Origin of the sequence: Paracoccus onchidii, assembly GCF_028294535.1 — a bacterium.
GTDB lineage: Bacteria > Pseudomonadota > Alphaproteobacteria > Rhodobacterales > Rhodobacteraceae > Paracoccus > Paracoccus onchidii.
This window is the reverse complement of record NZ_JAQBIE010000005.1, coordinates 206,102-226,432: the sequence shown is the minus strand read 5'-3', so window position 1 is coordinate 226,432 and position 20,331 is coordinate 206,102. Positions and strand designations below refer to the sequence as shown.

Sequence of the window (20,331 nt, the reverse complement as noted above, 5' to 3'; positions counted from 1 at the left end):
TCGAGATGTTCTACAATCCGAAGCGCAAGCATGCGAGAAACGGGATGCTGTCGCCCGTAGAGTTCGAACGGCAGCGGAAACCGAGACCCGAAGGCGTCTAGGAAACGCGGGGCTATTCAGTTGGTGTTCTGTTTCCCAGCCAAGAGTGCGGCCTCTCGCCGCTCTTTCGGTGTCCTCAGCTTCTTCCCGGCAAGTCTTTCAAAACCACATTGTCGAGCATCGTGTCTGCCAGCAGCTGCTTCAACTTGGCGTTCTCATCTTCCAGCGCCCTTCAGCCGCGCGTCCTCCGATGCCTACCTCCGTGCCGCCATGCTTGGACTTCAGCTTGTAAAAGGTCGCCGGGCTCAGGCCGTGCCGGCGGCACATCTCCGCTGTCGGCATCCGGGCTTCCTGCTCTTTGAGCATCCCGATGATTTGTGCCTCGGTGAAACGGCTCTTACGCATTCCCCTGCTCCTACATAGGTTGGGCAGACGCTACTTCATGGTGAGGGATTTTACGGGGGGGCAGGTCAGTCCGTGAACTTCGATGCCTGCATGCGTTTTCGCACCGCTTCCTGCCGGAAAAGAAACACCGGCGACAAGCAATACAGTTTCCAGCTGGCAGAACAGCCCACAGCACGCCATCTGCACCATTTAACAGGTGGGGTCAGGGATATTCACCGACTGATTATATTGCTGCGAACCAAGCCGAGAAAACCGAAATCAGCGATGCTGTCAGTTCCTTTCGAAAGGGGCGCCATCTGGCGCCCCTTTTTCTGTCTTTCTATCGCCGATCAACGATACATCGGTGGTCGTGCATCGACCCAGACGCCACCCTGCTTGGCGGACGCCACGGAATAATGCACCGCAGCCATCGAGCGCACGCCATCCGCTGCCAAAGGCAGGCTGTCACGTTGTTCACCCGAAATCGCGTCGGCAAGGTCGCAATAGATATTTGCTACGGCCAGCGGGAAGCCTTCTGGATGGGCGATCGCCACGCGGGACAGGCGGGAGGCTTCGTCATACAGGCCGCCCTCGCCTTTCTCGATGATCTGGGTGCGCCCGCCTACAGGCGTATAGATCAGCTGGTTCGGCTGTTCCGAGAACCAGCGCAAACCACCGGTTTCACCAAAGACCTGAACCTCGAATCCATGCTGACGACCGATCGCAACCGAAGATGTCCACAGACGGCCAACGGTGCCGCCAGACATGCGGAAATTGACCATGGCATCATCTTCCAACTCGCGGCTGGCAATGCAGGACGCGAAATCGGCTGACAAGGTTTCCACTTCATCATTGCAGATGAAGCTGGCCATATGCAGTGCGTGAATGCCGCAATCGGCGAACTGGCCCGAGACACCCGCCATCGCCGGGTCATAGCGCCAGCGCACGCGTGGATTGTCGGCATCCGTCGCATCACCATGATGTCCGTGGCTGAACGCGGTCACAACCAGCCGCACCTTGCCGATATCGCCATTGGCCACCATCGCGCGCGCCTGGCGCACCATTGGATAGGCCGAATAGCAGTAATTGACAGCGCAGATCCTGCCTGTTTTCTCGGCGATCCGGACCAGTTCCTCGCCTTCCTCGACGGTGACCGTCATGGGCTTTTCGCACAAGACGTTAAAACCGGCCTCCAGAAACGCCTTGGAGATTTCGAAATGCGTCGAGTTCGGCGTCGCAACAGTCACCAGATCGACACGATCCTCGCGATCGCGCTCACCTGCCAGCATTTCTTTCCAATCGCCATAGGCGCGATCGGCGCTGACACCAAGGCGTTGCGCATATTCGCGACCTGCCTCGGGCCGATGGTCCAGCGCCCCTGCGGCCAGTTCGAACCGGCCATCCGCCAGCGCGCCAAGACGGTGCGCGGGTCCGATCTGGCTGCCTTCGCCGCCACCGATCATGCCCCATTTCAATTTGGCCATGAGAAAGCCTCCTTTAGCCCAAAATCACTTGAACCCGATCGATTCAAGATATTGACGGTTGAAGATCGAGTCATCCATCGGCGTGACATCCATGGTTGGATCGCAATCCTGTTCGACCGTGCACCACCCCTGGAACCCGGCATCGACCAGAACCTGCCGCACGGCCGGGAAATCGACGTCACCTTGCCCCAGCTTGCAGAAAATGCCTTGGCCGCATGCGTCATAAAATCCGGTGCGTTCTGCAATGACGCTGGCTTTCACCGCCGGGTCGATATCCTTGAAATGCATATAGGAGATGCGATCGATGTGACGCTTCATGAAGGCGACCGGATCAAATCCTGCATAAGAATGATGGCCCGTATCGAAGCAGATCTTGAGGATCTTGTCATCGACCTCGCTCAGCAGACGCTCAAGCTCGGGTTCGAAATCGATAAAGCCGGCCGCATGGGCATGAATGCCCACGGTCAGCCCATATTCCTCGGAACCGATCCGGGCGGCTTCGGCGATACGGTCACGGAATGCTGCCCATTCCGCCTTGTCCATCTGTTCTGCCTCGTCGGCCCGCCCTGCGGTCGGGGCACGGCGGGGAGAGATGGAATCGATCAGCACCATATTCGTGGCGCCATGGGCTTTCAGTGCCTTGGCGGTACGGTGGGTTGCGTCCAGAACTTCATCCCAGGCTGCGGGATCATGAAAGGGGCGAAACACCACGCCGCCAATCAGTTCGAGGCCATGTTTGTCCAGCGCCTCGCCCAATATCGCGGGATCCTCAGGCATATAGCCAACGGGACCAAGTTCGATGCCTTTATAGCCGGCCTCGGCGCATTCACGCAGCACGGTTTCCCATGCAGGGTTGCGATCGTCACCAGCGAATTCGACGCCCCAGGAACAGGGAGCGTTTCCGATACGGATAGTCATTGTCGTGCCTCTCAGAAGCTCGGTTTAAGATTGAAGGTCCTGCCAGGTCCGGCTGCGCGAGGATTCGATGGCCGCGTGAATGATACGCACCACATCCAATCCATCGCGAAAGGTCGGCCAGCGCGGCGTTCCGTCTGCGATCGCCTCGAGGAAATCCTTGGCCTCGATGATGATCTGGTCCTGATAGCCGGTCCCATGCCCAGGCCCCAAGCAGAATGGGCGATAATCAGGATGGGCCGGACCGGTCAGAATCTTGGTATAGCCCCGTTCGGCTTCGGGGCCGGTGGCACGATACAGCCAGATCGCATTCTGATCTTCCTGATCAAATCGGATCGCGCCTTTCGTGCCGTGAATTTCATAGGCATAGCCCATTTTGCGGCCGGTCGCGACGCGACTTGAATGCATCTGCCCCATCGCGCCATTGGCAAAGCGGCACATCATCTGCACCTGATCGTCATTCGTGACGGTTCCGCCGGGGCGATCACGATGCACAGTTTCAAGTTCGGCGATCAGTGACTTGATCGGTCCCATCAGCGCAAGCGCCGCGTTCAGCATATGCGGTGCAAGATCCCCGATCGTGCCATTCGCCATACCTTCGGTGCGCCAGGTCGCCGGGGCTTCGGGATCCGAAAGGAAATCTTCGGCATTCTCGCCGCGGAACCATGTGATATCCCCGATCGCACCCTCGCGCAGCAACTGCCGCGCGTATTGGCTGGCCGGCGTGCGAATATAGTTATAGGCGACCATATTGACCTGACCGCTGGCCTCGCCCGCCGCCACCATGGCCTCAGCGTCTTGCAATGACGCCCCCATGGGCTTTTCGCACATAACGGGTTTGCCTGCGGCGAATGCGGCTTCGGCGATCTCGCGATGCAGCTTCTGTGGCGTTGCAATGATGATGGCACCGACTTCGGGATCATCGATCACTTCGCGCCAATTGGCGGTCGCCCGCCGGTAGCCGAATGATTTTCGGTATCTTTCGGCAGATTCGGCACTTGTTGCCGCAATCATCTCAAGCCGGGGACGCAACCTCGTGTCGAACACCACGCCAACGGCGGCCATCGCGACGGAATGGGCCTTGCCCATGTATCCGCCGCCGATCATGCCAATTCCAATCTCTGTCATGACGAATCCGCTCCTCCTCAGATTCAGTTTGCAACCGGTTGCAAAAGTTGTATCCTCCTGACCGGGATTGCGCAAGCGGCAATCGTTTCTGAGCCGCCTGCAAAGCAAAAATGGGATGGAGACAATATGACCGACGGGACCATTCGCCTGACGACGGCGCAGGCCATCGTGCGCTGGCTGGCCAATCAATTCATCGAGATCGATGGTCAGGAATACCGCCTGTGTGGTGGCGGGTTCGGAATTTTCGGCCACGGCAACGTAACCTGCCTTGGCGAAGCACTGTATGAACATCGCGAGGAACTGCCGCTGTATCGCGGTCAGAACGAACAAAGCATGGGGTTTGCCGCGGCGGCATATGCCAAGCAATGGCTGCGCCAGCGTTTCATGCTCTGCACCGCATCTGCCGGGCCTGGCACGTCAAATCTGGTGACCTCTTCGGCATTGGCACATGCGAATCGTCTGCCAATGCTGATGCTGTGCGGGGATGCCTATGTCACCCGCCTGCCCGATCCTGTCCTGCAACAGATGGAAAATTTCTACGACCCCACCTTGGGGGTCAATGACGCCTTCCGTTCGGTAAGCCGGTATTGGGATCGAATCACCCATCCCGCGCAGATCCTGAACTCTTTGCCCAACGCGCTTGCCACCCTGATGGATCCAGCCGATTGCGGGCCGGCCTTTATCGGACTGCCTCAGGATGTTCAGGGCTGGGCCTATGATTATCCGGAAAAATTCTTTGCCAAGAAGGTGCACCGCATCCGCCGGCAGGCCCCGGATGATGTCGAGATCGCCGAGGCAATTGCCGTGCTGACATCGGCCAAGCGCCCCGTCATCATTGCAGGTGGTGGCGTTCAGTATTCGCGCGCGGTCCAAGAGCTGACTGCATTCGCGGAAACCCTTGGGATTCCGGTCGTGGAAACAATCGCAGGACGTGCGAACCTGCTGGCCGAGCATCCGCTGAACATTGGTCCGGTCGGTGTCACCGGTTCGGATTCGGCCAATGCCGTAACGGAACATGCGGACGTGGTGCTGTGCGTCGGCACCCGACTGCAGGACTTTACGACCTCATCCTGGACGGGCTTTGCCAAGGATGCGCGGTTGATCGCATTGAACGTCGGGCGCCATGACGCTGCCAAGCACATGTCCCTGCCCGTTGTCGGCGATGCCAAACTCGGCCTGACCGCCCTGCAATCCGCCGCCGCCGGATATACCGCGCCCGCCGAATGGGTGGCATATGCGCAGGAACAGCGCAAAGACTGGGACGCATATGTTGCCGAAAACACGGCAACGGACGGCCGTCCGAACTCTTATGCACAAGCGATCGGCGTGGTGAACGCGCTATGCGACCCACGCGATCGGATCGTAACGGCTTCGGGCGGCCTGCCCGCCGAAGTTACCGCCAACTGGCGCACGCTGGACATCGGCACGGTCGATGTCGAATTCGGGTTTTCCTGCATGGGTTACGAGGTCGCCGGCGGCTGGGGAGCGCGGATCGCTCAGGCGGAACGCGAACCGGATCAGGACACCATCGTGATGGTCGGCGATGGCGCCTACATGCTGATGAACTCGGACATCTATTCGTCGGTTTTGACCCGCAAGAAGATGATCGTGCTGCTGTTGGACAATGGCGGCTGGGCGGTGATCAACAAGCTGCAAAACAACACGGGCAACGAAAGTTTCAATTGCCTGTATGAAGATTCACCGACCATCCCGGAACCGTTCGATGTCGATTATGAATCGCATGCCCGCGCAATGGGAGCGATTGCAGAAACCGTCTCTGACGCCTCTGAACTGGCCCAGGCATTCAAACGCGCAAAGGCCGCCGATCGGACCTATGTGATCTGCATGAAGGTCGAAGCCTATGGTCGTTGGACGGACAAGGGCCACGGCTGGTGGGAATGCGGAACACCGCAGATCACCAACAGTGAACGCGTGCGCGCCGCCCATGAGGAATGGGAATCCGGTCGCGTCCGGCAACGAAAGGGCGTCTGATGACAGATCTGATCAACGCGATCCGCAAGAACAGCTTTCTTGTCTTCGGCCGGGCGGGCATGGACATGTTCGCCACTCCGACCGGCACCAAAAGCGAACACGCCGAGGCTTTTCGCGCAGACCTTGGAGGTTCGTCGGCGAATATCTGCGCCGGGCTTTGCAAGCTGGGTGCGAGATCGGCGCTTGTGACCTCGGTTTCGGATGATGCCGTCGGCCGTTTCTGTGTGAATCGCCTGCAACATTATGGCGTCGACACGCGCCATGTTCGCGCGATCGGCGGTGAATACCGAACCTCGTTGGCGGTCTATGAAAGCTGCATCGAGGATTTCCAGAACGTGATCTACCGCAACAATGCCGTGGATTTTCAGGTCACCGACCAAGATGTCGACCAACCCGACTATACTGCGTTTGGCGCATTGATCACGGCGGGCACGGTCTTTGCTGCCGAGCCATCGCGCAGCTCGACATTCCGCGCCTTTCAGAATGCGCGGAATGCGGGAATGCCGGTAATCTTCGATATCGACTATCGCCCCTATTCCTGGGTTTCGCCGGAAGATGCCGCCGAGGTTCTGTCGCAGGCTGGCGACGAAAGCGATCTGATCGTGGGCAATGATGAAGAATTCGGCTTCATGGCCGGCGGCATCGACAAGGGTCTGGACAAGGCACGCGAACTTGCGCGTCGTCCGGGGCGGATCGTGATCTACAAGATGGGTCATGAAGGCGCGGTAACCCTTGCCGACGGCCAAGAGATCCGCACCGGAATCTATCCGGTGACGGCCGTAAAGCCCAACGGAGCCGGCGACAGTTTCATGGCCGGCCTTCTGGCGGCCCTGGCCGAAGGACGCGAACTGCGCGAGGCGGTGCTGCGTGGATCGGCCTGCGCCTCGATCGTGGTTTCGCAGCCGGGCTGTGCGCCCGCCATGCCCACGACCGCCGAACTGGAAACATTCCTTGCCACCCACCCCGGCCCCACTGCGGCCTGACGAAAGGGCATCACATGCATATCCCCCCCTATGACAACCAGAACAAACCCATCGTCGACGTCGAAGATTCACGGGTGCCGTTGAACTATTTCAACATCATCAAGCTGAAAAAGGGCGAAGCTTTCGAATACAGCGTGCCCGGCTATGAAACCTGCATCGTTCCGGCAACCGGCACGATAAATGTCGATATCGAAGGGGTCGCCTATGACGCCCTGGGCAATCGCGGCACAGATGTCTGGGACGGCGAACCCGAAGGCGTCTATGTTCCCGTCGGGGCCAAGGCGCAAATGGTATGCGTTTCGAACGAAGCCGAGGTGTTCGTCGCCGGTGCGAAATATGACAAGGTTCTGGACCCGTTCGCAGTACGCAGCAACGAAATCGATCTGGTTCAGTATGGCAGCGATGACACCAAGACCCATCGCAAGATCAAGCATATTCTGGGCCAGAAGCAGCATGACAAGGTTGGCCGCCTGCTGGTTTCGGAACTGTTCACCGTCGGACAAGGCGGTTGGTCGGGTTTTCCGTCGCACAAGCATGACACAGACCGCTTGCCGGTAGAAACGCGGCATGACGAAACCTATAATTTCCGTTTCCGTCCAAATCACGGATCGGGGCTGCAAATGCTGCAGCGCGAAGACAACCTGCCCGGCGACGCCTATCACATCGTCGATGGATCGACGATCGTTCTGGACAAGGGTTATCATCCCTGCTGCGCCCTGCCCGGTTATGAAATGTATTACTTCACCATTCTCGGTGGCCTGTCCCAACGTTCGCTGGTTCAATACTTTCAGCCGACCCATGCCTATCAGGTCGAAACGATCCCCGGCATCAAAGACATGGTGGCAAAGTTCAAATGACCCTTGCCACGCTTTCCGAAGTCTTGCAGCCGGCACTGAAGGGCGGCTACGCGGTTGCGGGTCTGGTGACCCTTGGCTGGGAGGACATGCGCGCCTTTGTCGCCGCCGCCGAGGCCGAAAACTGCCCCGTCATTCTTCAGGCCGGGCCGGGCTGCCGGGCGCATACGCCCCTGCCGGTTCTGGGCCGGATGTTCACCTATCTGGCCGACAACGCCAGCGTGCCGGTCGTCGCCCATCTCGACCATGGCTATACGGCCGAGGACTGCCGCATCGCGCTGGATTGCGGGTTTTCTTCGGTAATGTTTGACGGATCTCGCAAACCACTGCGGCAAAACATCGATGAAACCGCCGCCATCGCTGAAATGGCCCATGCGGCTGGTATGTCCTGCGAGGGCGAAATCGGGTTTGTAGGCTATTCCGGAGGCGAAGATTCAGCGGGGACAGACCCTGCCGAGGCCGAAAAGTTCGCCCGGGAAACCGGAATCGATGCGATGGCGATTTCGGTGGGAAATACACATCTGCAACAAGAGGCAGGTGCCGGGCTTGACGAAGATCGCATTCGCGCAATCGAGGCCGTGACGAATATTCCCTTGGTGATTCACGGTGGTTCAGGCGTTCCGACCCAGCAACGGCAGCGCCTTTCCAAAGGCTCGAAGATTTGCAAGTTCAATATCGGCACCGAACTGCGCATGGCATTCGGGACGGCTTTGCGCGAGGCTGTGGAACGCGACCCTTCCCGATTTGATCGGGTCGCAATCCTGTCGGAAACGCATGATCCTGTTGTCGAAGCGACGCGCCGCGTCCTGCAAAGCATGAGACCCCGCAAAGCCTAGGCGGACGGGCGAAACAGGACCAACAGGCCGGGGCGGGAATTTTCCGGCCCTGTAGCCGCAAGAAGCCTCTGCGAAGACCCGTCAGGCGGTGCCAGCCACAGCCGCCTTGCCGGGCATCCATTCGACATTCATGAAACGAGGCGTTCGCCAAGGCCGAAGGAAGGGACGAGGTGATCGCCCCTTCCCTTGCCAGTTCATAGGAGCAAGGGCTTGCGCGCCGGCATCTGCTGCGGCTTACGCCATGCCAAGTGCTTCCTTGTACATATCCAGCAGCGCCTCTTCTTCGGCGATATCATCCCGGTCCCGTTTGCGCAGGGCAACGATTTTCTTCATGACTTTGGTGTCATAGCCACGCGCCTTTGCCTCGGCCATCACTTCCTTTTGACGCTCGGCGATGTCTTTCTTTTCGGCTTCGAGCTGTTCGAACTGTTCGATGAACTGGCGCAGCTCGTCTGCGGCGACGTTATAGCTGTGATCGTCGGGCATGTTCTTCTTGTCCTTTCCTGGATTTTCGGGCCTGCCTTTTGTGGCCAGACTGTTAGGCGCTCTTGTTCATTTACGCAATCGCGGCTAGGCCGGAACGGCAAGGAACATGACAGAAAGACACGGGCCGACATGAGCGTTTTCGACTGGGTGATCTGGGGCGGCGCCGCGCTGACCATCGCCGGGCTAGCCGCACTGATATGGTGCATCGTCACCGTCGCCAGGGCGCGCCGCGCCGGAGTGGAAGATGAACAGTTGCGCGTTCGCATGCGCAAGGTGCTGGCCGTGAACATGGCCGCACTGGGTGCCTCGACAATCGGATTGATGATGGTCGTGCTCGGGATCGTGCTGGGAAAATAGATCTCGGACGGGCGATACAATTCTGGGCGCGATGTAGCGCCCGCCGGGATTCAGCTTCGTCTGCGTTCAGAACTGGAAGTTCACGCCTGCGAACACGCCCCAGTCGGGCTGGCCTTCATCGCTGGTCCAGACATATTTCTGAGGTTCGACAAAGACGTTGACCACGGCCTTGTCCGTCTTGATGACCTTGCCGACACCCAGGCTGAGCGGGACGCCATATTCGTCATTCTCGAAGTTGTAGGTCCAGACGCTGGCGGAACGCAGATACCAGCCATCGCCAAGCTGATAGAACCCGAACGGCTGAAAGGCACCGACATTGACATCTTCGCGGTCATCGTCCCCGGCAACGCTGGCCTGCCATGTCAGCAGGTAACCCCATTGAAATTTCGGGCTGGTCGCATTGAACAGCACATTGGCAAAGCCAAGAGACCATTTCCCTGAACCCAGTCTGTCATCCTCGGCCGTAGGCATCGTGATCTGCGGACCGACGCCAAAGCTGATTGCAGGATTGCCGACATCGATCAGATAAGCCGCGAAAAAGTTCAAATCACCGAAACCGGTATGGTCGCCTCCGCCGGCCTCGGGGACGGTGGTGATCGGTGCGGTAAAGCGGGCAAGCCAGTCGCCGCCCATCGCGCTGAACGGCTGCGCATAGCGAAGATAGAACTGATTGGCATCACGATCCGTTCCCGAAAGATCGCCCAGATACTGGTTCTGGAAGTTCAGCGATTTCGTATTCGCCAGCGGGTTATTGGCCTGCGCTGCTTCCTGCGCTGCGACCTGCGAAGTCGACATCATCAAAAGTGCCGCCGCCAATGTCCGTTTCATGATCAAGCTCCAACCGGGTCAGGTGCGTTCACATTAGCGTAATTAACCGATGGTTGCAGAGATTCATCTGCCGCCGCGGATAAACGAATTACGGCAAGCCGCTTCTTTGCAACACATATGCGTGTCCTGCCTGTTTTGCGATCAGACAACAGGAAGGGCTTGACATATGTGCAAAGATTCCCCATTTCGCATCTTCTGTGCCCGTTGCCGCGTGAGCAGCCGCGATTTGCCTTTTCGCAGGCACGACCACCCATCCAGTTTCCCATTCACGCGGGGAGGCTTGCGGACATCCTCGTATCGGGTCCGCATCCCTGTGTTCGCCGCGCTGTGCTGCGCGGTCTGTGCCCGCATCCGTACGAGGGATTCGGGATGAAAGTCTTCATGGAACAAAAGAATTTCCGCCGCCGTCCTTCTCGTGGACAAAACGCCACCAAACGCAATCAACCCGGTAATTTCCGCGCGAACGAAGGCCGCAAGGCCGTGTCGCGCGATCCATTGCCCACGGGGCCGTTTGCCGAAATGGGGATTGATCCGCGGATCAACGCCAATATCGCGGCCATGGGGCTGAACGCACCTACGCCGATTCAGGAACGGGGTATCCCGTCGATCGTCGACGGACGCGATGTTCTTGGCCTTGCGCAGACCGGAACCGGCAAGACGGCCGCCTTCGGCCTGCCAATGCTGACGCGGCTGATCAAGTTCGGCAAGAAGCCCGATCCCAAGACATGCCGGGCTTTGATATTGGCCCCCACGCGTGAACTGGCGACCCAGATTGCGACCAATATCGACGCCTATGCCGAAGGCACCCCGATCCGCAGCTTTCGTGTGGTGGGTGGCGCGTCGATCAACGTCCAGACCGATCGCCTGTCGCGCGGCGTCGACGTTCTGATCGCGACGCCAGGCCGCCTGATGGACCTGATCGAACGCCGCGCCATCAGCCTCGAAGCGACAAACTATCTGGTTCTGGACGAAGCCGACCAGATGCTGGATATCGGTTTTATCCACACCCTGCGCAAAATCGCGAAAATGCTGCCGCGCGAACGTCAGACGCTGATGTTTTCGGCCACGATGCCAAAGCTGATGTCCGAATTGTCCGAGACCTATCTGACCGACCCGGTCAAGGTCGCCGTCAACCCACCGGGGCAGGCAGCGAAGAAAATCGAACAGGGCGTACATTTCGTCACCCAGGGCGACAAGGCCAGCCTGTTGGCGGAATACATGTCCAAGCATACCGGCGAATTGGCCATGGTCTTTGGCCGCACCAAACATGGCTGCGAAAAGCTGACCAAGCTGTTGGACAAATGGGGTTTTGCAGTCGCGGCGATCCACGGCAACAAGAGTCAGGGTCAACGTGAACGCGCGCTGCAGGCGTTCCGTGCAGGCGAGACCAAGGTTCTGGTGGCCACCGATGTCGCCGCCCGCGGACTGGACATTCCCGATGTTGCCCATGTCTATAATTACGACCTGCCGAATGTGCCGGAAAACTATGTCCATCGCATCGGTCGCACCGCACGCGCCGGACGCGAAGGTCGTGCCGTCGCTTTTTGCGCGCCGGCCGAGGTCGCGGAGCTGCGCGCCATCGAACGTGCGATGAAGGCCCCAATCCCCGTCATCGGCGGCGAGGTGCCGGCAGCCGCACCCAGCGCAGCGCGCAAGGGGCGTGGCCGTGGAAAGCCCATGGATGCCGGCGGCAACAAACGCCCTGCACGCCGCCCGTCGCGCAGGCCCAGAAGCCAGCAGGCAGGCTCGAATCCGGTCTCCTGACCTTGATCTTACGACGGCCGCAGGACATTGCCCTGCGGCCGTTTTTTTTCAGGCGGATCTCAGCCGCAAACGCGGCAGCGACAACGCCGCCGAAAGCCATGCAAGCATGGCGCAGGCCGCAATGGCAGGCACCATGCTTGCCGCGGTATTGTCCATGAATGGCCCCGTGACCGCAATCATCGCGCCCCCGGTCAGCATCTGAATCGTCCCCCCCAGAGACGAGGCCAGCCCGGCAATGTCGGGGTGGGGATCGAGCGACATGACCATCGCCGTCGGAATGACCAAGCCAAGACAGGCATTGGCCATGAACAGCCCCGCGATTACGACAGGCAGCTGATCGACACCCAACCAGACGATCGAAGTCAACATCAACGCCATGACCGCAAACCCCGTGATCGCAATCGATATGACACGTTCCATTCCGAATTTCTCGGCAAGACGACCGGCAAATTGCGATGCGGTGAAGAAACCGATGGCGTTGATGGCAAACGCGACCGAAAAACCTGTCGGGCTCAGGCCGTATTGTTGGGTATAGACAAAGCTGGCCGAGGACAGAAATACGAAAAAGCTGGCCATGCCAAAGCCACCGATCATGGTCAGCCCCATGAAGCGGCGGTCGGACAGCAGTCGACGCGCACCAGCGGCCATGATCCCGGCCTCGATGCCGCGCCGATCTTCCCGGGCAATGGTCTCGGGCAGAACGAACAGGATCAGGCCCAGGCTGATCACCGCCGCGACCGCCAACACCGTAAAGATGTCACGCCAATCCCCCCAGGCCATGATCAACGAACCCGTCAAGGGTGCCAGCATCGGTGAAACCGAAATCACGATCATGATCAGCGCCATCATCCGCGCGGCTGCCGGCCCTGTCGCCATGTCGCGAATGACCGCGCGGGGTACCACCATCAACGTGGCCGCGCCCAGCCCCTGTATCGCCCGCGCGGCGATAAGCCAGCCGATCGAGGGTGACAATGCGGCAGCAAAGGTCGCAATCACGAAGATCGCGACCCCAAGAACCAAGGGAGGCTTGCGCCCCACCGCATCCGCCATTGGCCCATAGAACATCTGGGCAAGACCGAAGGCGATGAAATACGAGGTCAATGTCAGCGCGGCACCGGCCTCGGTCGTGCCCAGATCCTGCGCGACCTGCGGCATCGCAGGAAGATACATGTCGATCGCAAATGGACCGACGGCGGAAAGCAACCCCAGAACAAGGGCCATGCGAAACAGCGGGTCACGCATCGGAAACACACCTGAATTTTGAATATGAAAATGGCGACGCATGAAAACGCGTCAAGATCACGAACCGCCGCCTTTCGTGACAATGCCATTTTTCGGCGCGATGGGCAACAGGGTCCGATGGCCTTGCCGCGCTGGTCAGGTGACGCTAATTGCATGCGCCATGGCCAAGCTCTATTTCCACTATTCGACGATGAATGCCGGCAAAAGCACCCTGTTGCTGCAAGCCGCCTATAACTATCGGGAACGCGGGATGGGGACGCTGCTGCTGACGGCGGCCATCGACAAGCGTGCCGGGGCCGGACGCATCGCCAGCCGGATCGGGATCGCCGAAGACGCGCTGACCTTTGACAAGGACAGTGATCTCTTTGACTGCCTCAGGACACATCGCGACGGTTGCGCCTGCGTTTTCGTGGACGAAGCACAGTTCCTGACCACGGCCCAGGTCTGGCAACTGGCGCGGGCGGTGGACGATCTGGGCCTTCCGGTGATGTGCTATGGGTTGCGCGTCGATTTCCGGGGCGAACTGTTTCCGGGGTCAGCCGCGCTGCTGGCCATCGCCGATGAAATGCGCGAGGTGCGCACGATCTGCCATTGCGGGAAGAAAGCCACGATGGTGATCCGCCTTGACCAGCATGGCAAAGCCCATACCGATGGCGCACAGGTTCAGGTCGGCGGCAATGAAACCTATGTATCGCTTTGTCGCCGTCACTGGCGCGAGGCTGTCTCGGGATGAGCTGATCGTCCCAAGGGCTTGTCCATACAGGCAATTACTGCCACTGTGAAAGGCAGGGAGTGCGTAAATGGACGGCAGCACGAAAACCCGCAAAAAGCTGGACGCCGCAGAGATGGGGGTGATTGCCCATCTGTACCGGGGTGAGGTCTATCGCTCGACCATCTGGCGCACGCGGTTGGACACGACGACCAATTGGTCAGTTGTGACCTTGGGGGTTGCGTTGTCGATCACCTATTCCTCGCCCCAGGCATCACCATTACCCTTGGTTCTGGTAGGAATACTGATCATCTTTTTCCTGATGCTCGAGGCGCGCCGCTACCGGTATTTCAATGTCTGGCGCGCACGCTGCCGATGGCTTGAGCTGCATTTCATGGCCCCGATCCTGAAGGAAGGTGACCTGCATCTGGAAGAACACTGGCAGGACCGGTTGGCCGATGACTATTTGCGCCCCGCCTATCATGTCAGCATGTGGACTGCCATTGGTCGCAGAATACGCCGCAACTATTTCTGGATCCTGCTCATCCAGACCGTTGCCTATGCAGGCAAGCTGGTGGTTCACCCGACCCCGCTGGAATCTGCGGGCCAGTTGTTCGACCGCGCCGCAATCGGCCCCCTGCCCGGCTGGCTGGTTCTGGGCACCGGCGCGCTTTATTGCGTGACCTGGGGGGTCATTGCGCTGGTCAGCGAACAACAGGATGCCGCCCGCGCCCGAACCAAAAGCGATCCTCTGGGCATGGGCTAAGCCGCGTCCGCGCCGTGCTCGAAATTCTGGTTCAAATTCCCGCGTGACTCGGACGGGCCTCGTTGCGGCAGATGATGTGATCCTGTAACCATCGTTTCCGAACAGGCAAAGGACATCCCATGCGCGCATTTCTGTTGAGGTTCATCGCCGTGCTGCTTCTGGTGGCACCGGCCCACGCATTTGACACCAATGCGCAAACGGCCTGGGTCTATGACGTCTCGACGGGCACGACTCTGATGGAAAAGAACGCAGATGACTCGATCCCGCCGGCCTCGATGTCGAAACTGATGACCGTCTACATGCTGTTCGAAGCGCTGGAGGAAGGCCGCGTCCAGATGGACACCCGCCTGCCGGTTTCGACCAAGGCACGCCAGATGAAGGGCTCGACCATGTTCTTGAACGAACAGGATCGTCCGACGGTCGAGGAATTGATCAAGGGCATCATCGTGCTGTCGGGCAACGATGCCTGCGTGGTGGTCGCCGAGGGGCTTTCGGGCACCGAAGATGCCTTCGCCCGCCAGATGACGGAAAAGGGCAAGGAACTGGGCCTGACCAGTTCGACCTTTGCCAATGCCTCGGGCTGGCCGGATCCGCGCCACCGCATGAGCGCCCATGACCTTGGCCTGCTGGCCAAGCATCTGGTCGAGGATTTCCCCGAGCTTTACAAGAATTTTGCGCTGACCGAATTTCCCTTCGACAATCGCGCCCCGGCCAACCGGTATAACCGCAACCCGTTGCTCAAGCTGGGAATTGGTGCCGATGGGCTGAAGACGGGCCACACTCAGGAAGCCGGTTTCGGGCTGGTCGGGTCGGCGGTTCAGGATGACCGTCGCGTGATCTTTGTCATCACCGGCCTGCAAAGCGAGACCGCGCGCGCCGAAGAGGCCGAACGGATCGTCAACTGGGCGTTTCGCCAGTTCACCATGCAGACATTGGTGCCGGCCGGTGAGAATGTTGTCGAAGCGCCTGTCTGGCTGGGCACCGAAAATCGGGTCGGGCTTACCACCAAGAACGGTGTGAAGGTCCTAGTTCCTGCCGGCGCGCAGGATGAAGTCAAGGTCGAGGCGGTTTATGACTCGCCAATCCCTGCACCGATTTCCAAGGGCGAACGCCTGGGGAACCTGGTGGTAACGGTTCCCGGCGCAAAGGACGCGATCACCCCCCTGATTGCAATGCAGGACGTCCCCGAAGCCGGGTTCGCCGGTCGCATGAAAGGCGCGGTCATGCGGCTGGGAAACAAGGCTATCGAGGCTGTGGGCCTCTGAATGTTCATCAGCTTCGAGGGAATTGACGGCTGCGGCAAGTCGGTGCAATCGCGCCGGCTGGCGCAGATATTGGGCAATGAGGGTCGACAGGTCATTCACACCCGCGAACCGGGCGGCAGCACCGGCGCAGAAGAAATTCGTCGCCTGTTGGTCGAAGGTGATGGCGAACGCTGGTCACCGGAAACCGAGTGCCTGTTGTTTACCGCCGCCCGGCGTGACCATCTCGAACGCACGATCCGCCCCGCATTGGCGCAGGGCAAGACCGTCATCACCGACCGATTTGCTGATTCAACACGCATCTATCAGGGTGCGGCACGGGCCGACCTGCGCATGATTGTCGATCAGTTGCACGACCTGATGATCGGAACCGACCCCGATCGCACCTTCATTCTGGACATCGATCCCGAAATCGCCCTTGCCCGCGGCAATGCGCGTGGTGGAACCGAGGACCGTTTTGAAAGCCTGGGATTGGGATTTCAGCAATGTCTGGCCGACGGATTCCGCCATCTGGCGACCGAATTTCCCGACAGGGTGCGCCTGATCGATGCCAGTGGCACCGTTGATCAGGTCGCCGCGCGGGTGCGGGCCGCGCTTTGAAAACCGAGCCGGCAGATATACCCGAACCCGACCGCGTGCCGGGTGTTCCCCACCCACGCATGGCGCGGCATTTGCACGGCCATGCCGGACCCGCACAGGAATTCATCGATGCCGAACGCAGCGGGCGATTGCATCATGCCTGGCTGTTGACCGGCCCGCGTGGCATCGGCAAGGCAACGTTGGCCTGGAATATCGCCCGGTGGCTGCTGTCGGGCGCGGTCAGCCCGGATATGTCGGTGCCTGCAGACGATCCCGTCGCCCATAGGGTGCAAGCCCTGTCCGAGCCACGGCTGCAATTGCTGCGCAGGCCATGGGATGAAAAGACCGGGCGTCTGCGCGCAGAGATCACCGTCGATGAGGTTCGGCGGCTTTTGTCCTTTTTTCACATGTCCGCCTCTGACGGTGGCTGGCGCGTCGCAATCGTCGATTGCGCCGATGAAATGAACCCCAACGCCGCGAACGCACTGCTGAAGGTGCTTGAAGAGCCGCCGAAGAACGGCTTGATCCTGTTGATTGCCCATCAGCCTGCACGCCTTCTGCCAACGATCAGATCGCGCTGCCGGACCCTGCGCCTGTCGCCCTTGCCTCCGGATCTGATGACCCGCGCGCTTGCGGATTTCGGCATTGAAGAGGACGGCGAATCCCTGGCAGCATTGTCGGAAGGATCGGTTGGCGAGGCCTTGCGTCTTGCAGGTCAGGACGGGCTGAGTCGCTATCAGGAAATCATCGATCTGTTCGCAACCCTGCCGCGTCTGGATCGACAGGCCGCCGCCAAGCTGTCTGATCGGGCTGCAGGACGCGCGACGGCCGACGGCGACCCGTTTGATCTGGTCATCACGCTTCTTGATCGTTTTCTGACACGAACAGCCCGTGCCGGCCTGATGGGTGCCCCGTTGCCGCAGGCCGCCAAGGGAGAAGGTAACTTGCTCAGCCGTCTGTCCCCACATGATCATGCAGCCCGCGACTGGGCCGATGCTCAGGCGCGTTTGTCGGCGCGCGCGCGTGCGGGCCGGGCCGTCAACCTTGACCCCGCGGCTCTGGTGATGGATATGCTGACGGAACTGGCGCATCTGCCGTCAGCACAATCCGCATTGCCAGCCAAAGGTTGACCCATGACCCAAGCGGCCATCCCGCCGATTGTCGATAGCCATTGCCATCTCGACTTTCCCGATTTCGAGGGCGAACTGGACGCCCTGATCACCCGCGCCAACGAGGCCGGGGTGACCCGTATGGTCACGATTTGCACCAGATTGCGCAATGAACCGCAGGTCCGCGCCCTGGCCGAAGCCTATGAAGGCGTCTATTATGCCGCCGGCACCCATCCGATGAGCGTGGCCGAGGAACCCATGGCGACCCTGCAACAGCTGGAAGACATGGCGCGCCATCCGAAATTTGTCGGAATAGGCGAAACCGGATTGGACTATCATTACACCGCCGAAAGCGCCGGGATTCAGCGTGAAAGCCTGCGCCTGCACATCGAGGCCGCGCGGCGGACCGGATTGCCCCTGATCATCCATTCGCGCAACGCGGATGAGGATATGGCGGAAATCCTGTCGACGGAACATGCCGCCGGGGCGTTTGATTGCGTGATGCATTGCTTCAGCTCGGGCGCGGCGCTTGCGCATACCGCGCTAGAGTTGGGCTTCTACCTGTCCATGTCGGGAATCGCCGCATTTCCACGCTCGGGCGAACTGCGTGAAATATTCGCCGCCGCGCCCGTCGATCGCATCCTGATTGAAACCGACAGCCCCTATCTGGCGCCGCCGCCATATCGCGGAAAACGCAACGAACCCGCCTATGTCGCCAAGACCGCTGCTGTCGGAGCAGATGTTTTTGGCATGGACTATCAATCATTTGCGCAGCAAACCTCGGACAATTTCGACCGACTGTTCCGCAAGGCCGCCGGAGGCAAGGCGTGATCCGTGCCACGATCCTGGGCTGCGGATCGTCGGGGGGCGTGCCGCGTCTGGGCAATCGCTGGGGTGCCTGCGACCCTGCGAATCCCAGAAATCGGCGGCGGCGCTGTTCGCTTTTGCTGGAACGTCAGGGATCAGGTGGAATCACACAGGTTCTGATCGACACCGGCCCCGATATGGTCCCGCAACTTCTTGATGCGGGGGTCGCGACACTGGATGCGGTCATTTACACCCACGCACATGCGGATCATGTCCATGGGATTGATGATCTGCGCCAACTGGTTTTCAATGCAAAGAAGCGCATGCCGGTTTGGGCGGATGGCCCGACATCAGCGGCACTGACCGAGCGTTTCGGATATATTTTCCAGACACCGGAAGGCAGTTTTTACCCCCCGATCGCCGATCTTCACCGGATTGACGGCCCCGTCACCATCACAGGTCCCGGAGGAGAAATCGTCCTTCATCCCTTTTCGGTGCAGCATGGCGAGATTTCCGCGCTGGGGTTCCGGATCGGGGAACTGGTTTACCTGCCCGATGTCTCGGAAATTCCGGAATCCGCCTGGCCAGTCATATCGGACGCCAAAATTTTCATCTGTGATGCCCTGCGGCATGATCCCCATCCCAGCCATGCCCACCTGGACAAGACGCTTGACTGGCTGATGCGTTCGCGCGCCACCAAGGGGGTGTTGACCAATATGCATATCGACATGGATTATGATGATGTCATGGCCCGCACACCAGATCATATTGTTCCTGCATATGATGGGATGATGCTTGAAATCGAATTGCGGACTCCGCAATCGCTTGGCGCGACGTGAGCGCCCTGTTCACGACAATTCTTCCGGTCTTTCTGCTTGTCGGGTTCGGCTATTTCGTCTCGTGGCGGGGGTGGTTCAGCGAACGCGATTCCGACGGGCTGATGCGGTTTGCACAGAATTTCGCCGTGCCATGCCTGCTATTTGCATCCATGGCGCGCCTGGATCTGCAATCCGAATTCCGACTATCGCTTCTGCTGCCATTCTACATCGGTGCATTCGCAAGCTTTGCGGCCGGCTGGCTGGGCGCCCGTTACCTGTTTTCGCGCCCCCTGCCGGATTGCGTGGCCATCGGGTTCGTATGCCTGTTTTCCAACACTGTCCTTCTGGGCATACCGATAACCGAACGTGCCTATGGTCCTGACGCACTGAGCGGGAACTGGGCGATCATCGTGCTGCATTCGCCGATGCTTTACACCTTTGGCATTACGGTGATGGAGTTCACGCGCGCACGCGGCAAGAATCTTGCCATCGGGCATGTCGCGCTGCGCGCCCTGTCAGGTGTGTTGCGCACGCCGCTTGTCATCGGCATCAGCCTTGGCTTCGTGACCAATCTGTCGATGCAGGCCGGTCTGGTCCTGCCCGAAGGTTTCTGGGCCGCCACCGACATGATGGTCAAAGCCGCCCTGCCCGCCGCATTGTTCGGTCTTGGCGGTATCCTGTTCAGATACCGCCCCGAAGGAGATCTGGCGACAATCGCGATGTGTTGTGCCTGCTCTCTGATCCTTCACCCAGCCATCACCTATGGCTTGGGTCGTTTTTCAGGGTTGGATGTCGCGGGACTGCGTTCAGCAGTGCTGACGGCCGCCATGGCGCCGGGCGTCAACGCCTATCTCTTCGCCAATATCTATGGCAATGCAAAACGGGTCGCGGCGACCTCGGTTCTGGTCGCGACCGCCTCGTCCATCTTTACGGTCTGGATGTGGCTTGCAATTCTGCCGTGATCCGGGCCAGCCATACCCGGAACATCG

The 20,331-nt window shown here is 59.7% G+C and carries 20 protein-coding genes and 1 pseudogene; 14 read left to right on the top strand and 7 right to left on the bottom strand.

Going from position 1 to position 20,331, the window contains the following annotated elements:
• Positions 1–143 precede the first annotated feature (143 nt).
• The 4 genes and pseudogenes from PAF17_RS06105 to PAF17_RS06090 all read right to left on the bottom strand — a co-directional run.
• Positions 144–444 (bottom strand): annotated as a pseudogene (locus tag PAF17_RS06105) (transposase); the annotation flags it as partial.
• A gap of 329 nt (positions 445–773) precedes the next feature.
• A complete protein-coding gene (locus PAF17_RS06100) occupies positions 774–1,907 on the bottom strand; it encodes a Gfo/Idh/MocA family protein (protein WP_271888197.1) in 1,134 nt (377 codons plus the stop codon).
• Positions 1,908–1,931: 24 nt separating this feature from the next.
• Positions 1,932–2,825 (bottom strand): TIM barrel protein, encoded by an 894-nt coding sequence (locus PAF17_RS06095; protein WP_271888196.1) that lies wholly within the window; start codon positions 2,823–2,825, stop codon positions 1,932–1,934.
• A gap of 24 nt (positions 2,826–2,849) precedes the next feature.
• Complete coding sequence (locus PAF17_RS06090; RefSeq protein ID WP_271888195.1) at positions 2,850–3,950, bottom strand: Gfo/Idh/MocA family protein; 1,101 nt, start codon at positions 3,948–3,950, stop codon at positions 2,850–2,852.
• Between the two features lie 126 nt (positions 3,951–4,076).
• On the opposite strand from PAF17_RS06090, the gene iolD reads away from it, so the two are divergent.
• Genes iolD through PAF17_RS06070 form a run of 4 tightly spaced genes read left to right on the top strand, consistent with a single transcriptional unit; the run spans position 4,077 to position 8,615 of the window.
• A complete protein-coding gene (gene iolD / locus PAF17_RS06085; protein WP_271888194.1) occupies positions 4,077–5,942 on the top strand; it encodes a 3D-(3,5/4)-trihydroxycyclohexane-1,2-dione acylhydrolase (decyclizing) in 1,866 nt (621 codons plus the stop codon).
• Entirely contained in the window at positions 5,942–6,925 is a 984-nt protein-coding gene (iolC, locus tag PAF17_RS06080) for a 5-dehydro-2-deoxygluconokinase (protein WP_271888193.1), read from the top strand. Before iolD ends, iolC begins: the two co-directional genes overlap by 1 nt.
• A gap of 14 nt (positions 6,926–6,939) precedes the next feature.
• Positions 6,940–7,782 carry a 5-deoxy-glucuronate isomerase gene (locus PAF17_RS06075; RefSeq protein WP_271888192.1) on the top strand — a complete coding sequence of 281 codons (843 nt, stop codon included), beginning with the start codon at positions 6,940–6,942 and terminating at the stop codon, positions 7,780–7,782.
• Complete coding sequence (locus PAF17_RS06070) at positions 7,779–8,615, top strand: class II fructose-bisphosphate aldolase (RefSeq protein WP_271888191.1); 837 nt, start codon at positions 7,779–7,781, stop codon at positions 8,613–8,615. The genes PAF17_RS06075 and PAF17_RS06070 overlap by 4 nt, the downstream gene beginning before the upstream one ends.
• Positions 8,616–8,849: 234 nt before the next feature.
• Here PAF17_RS06070 and PAF17_RS06065 read toward each other — a convergent pair whose 3' ends face one another.
• Positions 8,850–9,101 (bottom strand): DUF2312 domain-containing protein, encoded by a 252-nt coding sequence (locus PAF17_RS06065; protein ID WP_271888190.1) that lies wholly within the window; start codon positions 9,099–9,101, stop codon positions 8,850–8,852.
• 129 nt (positions 9,102–9,230) lie between these two features.
• Between PAF17_RS06065 and PAF17_RS06060 the strand changes: the two genes are divergently transcribed.
• Positions 9,231–9,458 (top strand): hypothetical protein, encoded by a 228-nt coding sequence (locus PAF17_RS06060; RefSeq protein ID WP_271888189.1) that lies wholly within the window; start codon positions 9,231–9,233, stop codon positions 9,456–9,458.
• 66 nt (positions 9,459–9,524) lie between these two features.
• Here the strand turns inward: PAF17_RS06060 and PAF17_RS06055 are convergent, their stop codons facing one another.
• Positions 9,525–10,286, bottom strand: a complete 762-nt coding sequence (locus tag PAF17_RS06055) for a hypothetical protein (RefSeq protein WP_271888188.1) — start codon at positions 10,284–10,286, stop codon at positions 9,525–9,527.
• 519 nt (positions 10,287–10,805) lie between these two features.
• On the opposite strand from PAF17_RS06055, the gene PAF17_RS06050 reads away from it, so the two are divergent.
• On the top strand, positions 10,806–12,050 hold the full coding sequence (locus tag PAF17_RS06050) for a DEAD/DEAH box helicase (RefSeq protein ID WP_271888207.1): 1,245 nt from the start codon (positions 10,806–10,808) through the stop codon (positions 12,048–12,050).
• Between the two features lie 48 nt (positions 12,051–12,098).
• Here the strand turns inward: PAF17_RS06050 and PAF17_RS06045 are convergent, their stop codons facing one another.
• The gene (locus PAF17_RS06045) at positions 12,099–13,292 is read right to left on the bottom strand and encodes a multidrug effflux MFS transporter (protein WP_271888187.1); all 1,194 of its coding nucleotides are present in this window, start codon (positions 13,290–13,292) and stop codon (positions 12,099–12,101) included.
• A 160-nt stretch (positions 13,293–13,452) separates the two neighbouring features.
• Between PAF17_RS06045 and PAF17_RS06040 the strand changes: the two genes are divergently transcribed.
• The 8 genes from PAF17_RS06040 (at position 13,453) to PAF17_RS06005 (ending at position 20,304) form a co-directional block, all read left to right on the top strand.
• The gene (locus tag PAF17_RS06040) at positions 13,453–14,025 is read left to right on the top strand and encodes a thymidine kinase (RefSeq protein WP_271888186.1); all 573 of its coding nucleotides are present in this window, start codon (positions 13,453–13,455) and stop codon (positions 14,023–14,025) included.
• 67 nt (positions 14,026–14,092) lie between these two features.
• Positions 14,093–14,767 (top strand): DUF2270 domain-containing protein, encoded by a 675-nt coding sequence (locus PAF17_RS06035; RefSeq protein WP_271888185.1) that lies wholly within the window; start codon positions 14,093–14,095, stop codon positions 14,765–14,767.
• 119 nt (positions 14,768–14,886) lie between these two features.
• Entirely contained in the window at positions 14,887–16,032 is a 1,146-nt protein-coding gene (locus PAF17_RS06030) for a D-alanyl-D-alanine carboxypeptidase family protein (RefSeq protein WP_271888184.1), read from the top strand.
• Positions 16,033–16,629, top strand: coding sequence for a dTMP kinase (tmk, locus tag PAF17_RS06025; RefSeq protein ID WP_271888183.1), 597 nt, complete (start codon positions 16,033–16,035; stop codon positions 16,627–16,629).
• Positions 16,626–17,738 carry a DNA polymerase III subunit delta' gene (locus PAF17_RS06020; RefSeq protein WP_271888182.1) on the top strand — a complete coding sequence of 371 codons (1,113 nt, stop codon included), beginning with the start codon at positions 16,626–16,628 and terminating at the stop codon, positions 17,736–17,738. Before tmk ends, PAF17_RS06020 begins: the two co-directional genes overlap by 4 nt.
• Positions 17,739–17,741: 3 nt before the next feature.
• Positions 17,742–18,548, top strand: coding sequence for a TatD family hydrolase (locus PAF17_RS06015; RefSeq protein ID WP_271888181.1), 807 nt, complete (start codon positions 17,742–17,744; stop codon positions 18,546–18,548).
• The gene (locus PAF17_RS06010; protein ID WP_271888180.1) at positions 18,545–19,363 is read left to right on the top strand and encodes an MBL fold metallo-hydrolase; all 819 of its coding nucleotides are present in this window, start codon (positions 18,545–18,547) and stop codon (positions 19,361–19,363) included. Before PAF17_RS06015 ends, PAF17_RS06010 begins: the two co-directional genes overlap by 4 nt.
• Positions 19,360–20,304, top strand: coding sequence for an AEC family transporter (locus PAF17_RS06005; RefSeq protein WP_271888179.1), 945 nt, complete (start codon positions 19,360–19,362; stop codon positions 20,302–20,304). The genes PAF17_RS06010 and PAF17_RS06005 overlap by 4 nt, the downstream gene beginning before the upstream one ends.
• Positions 20,305–20,331: the final 27 nt, after the last annotated feature.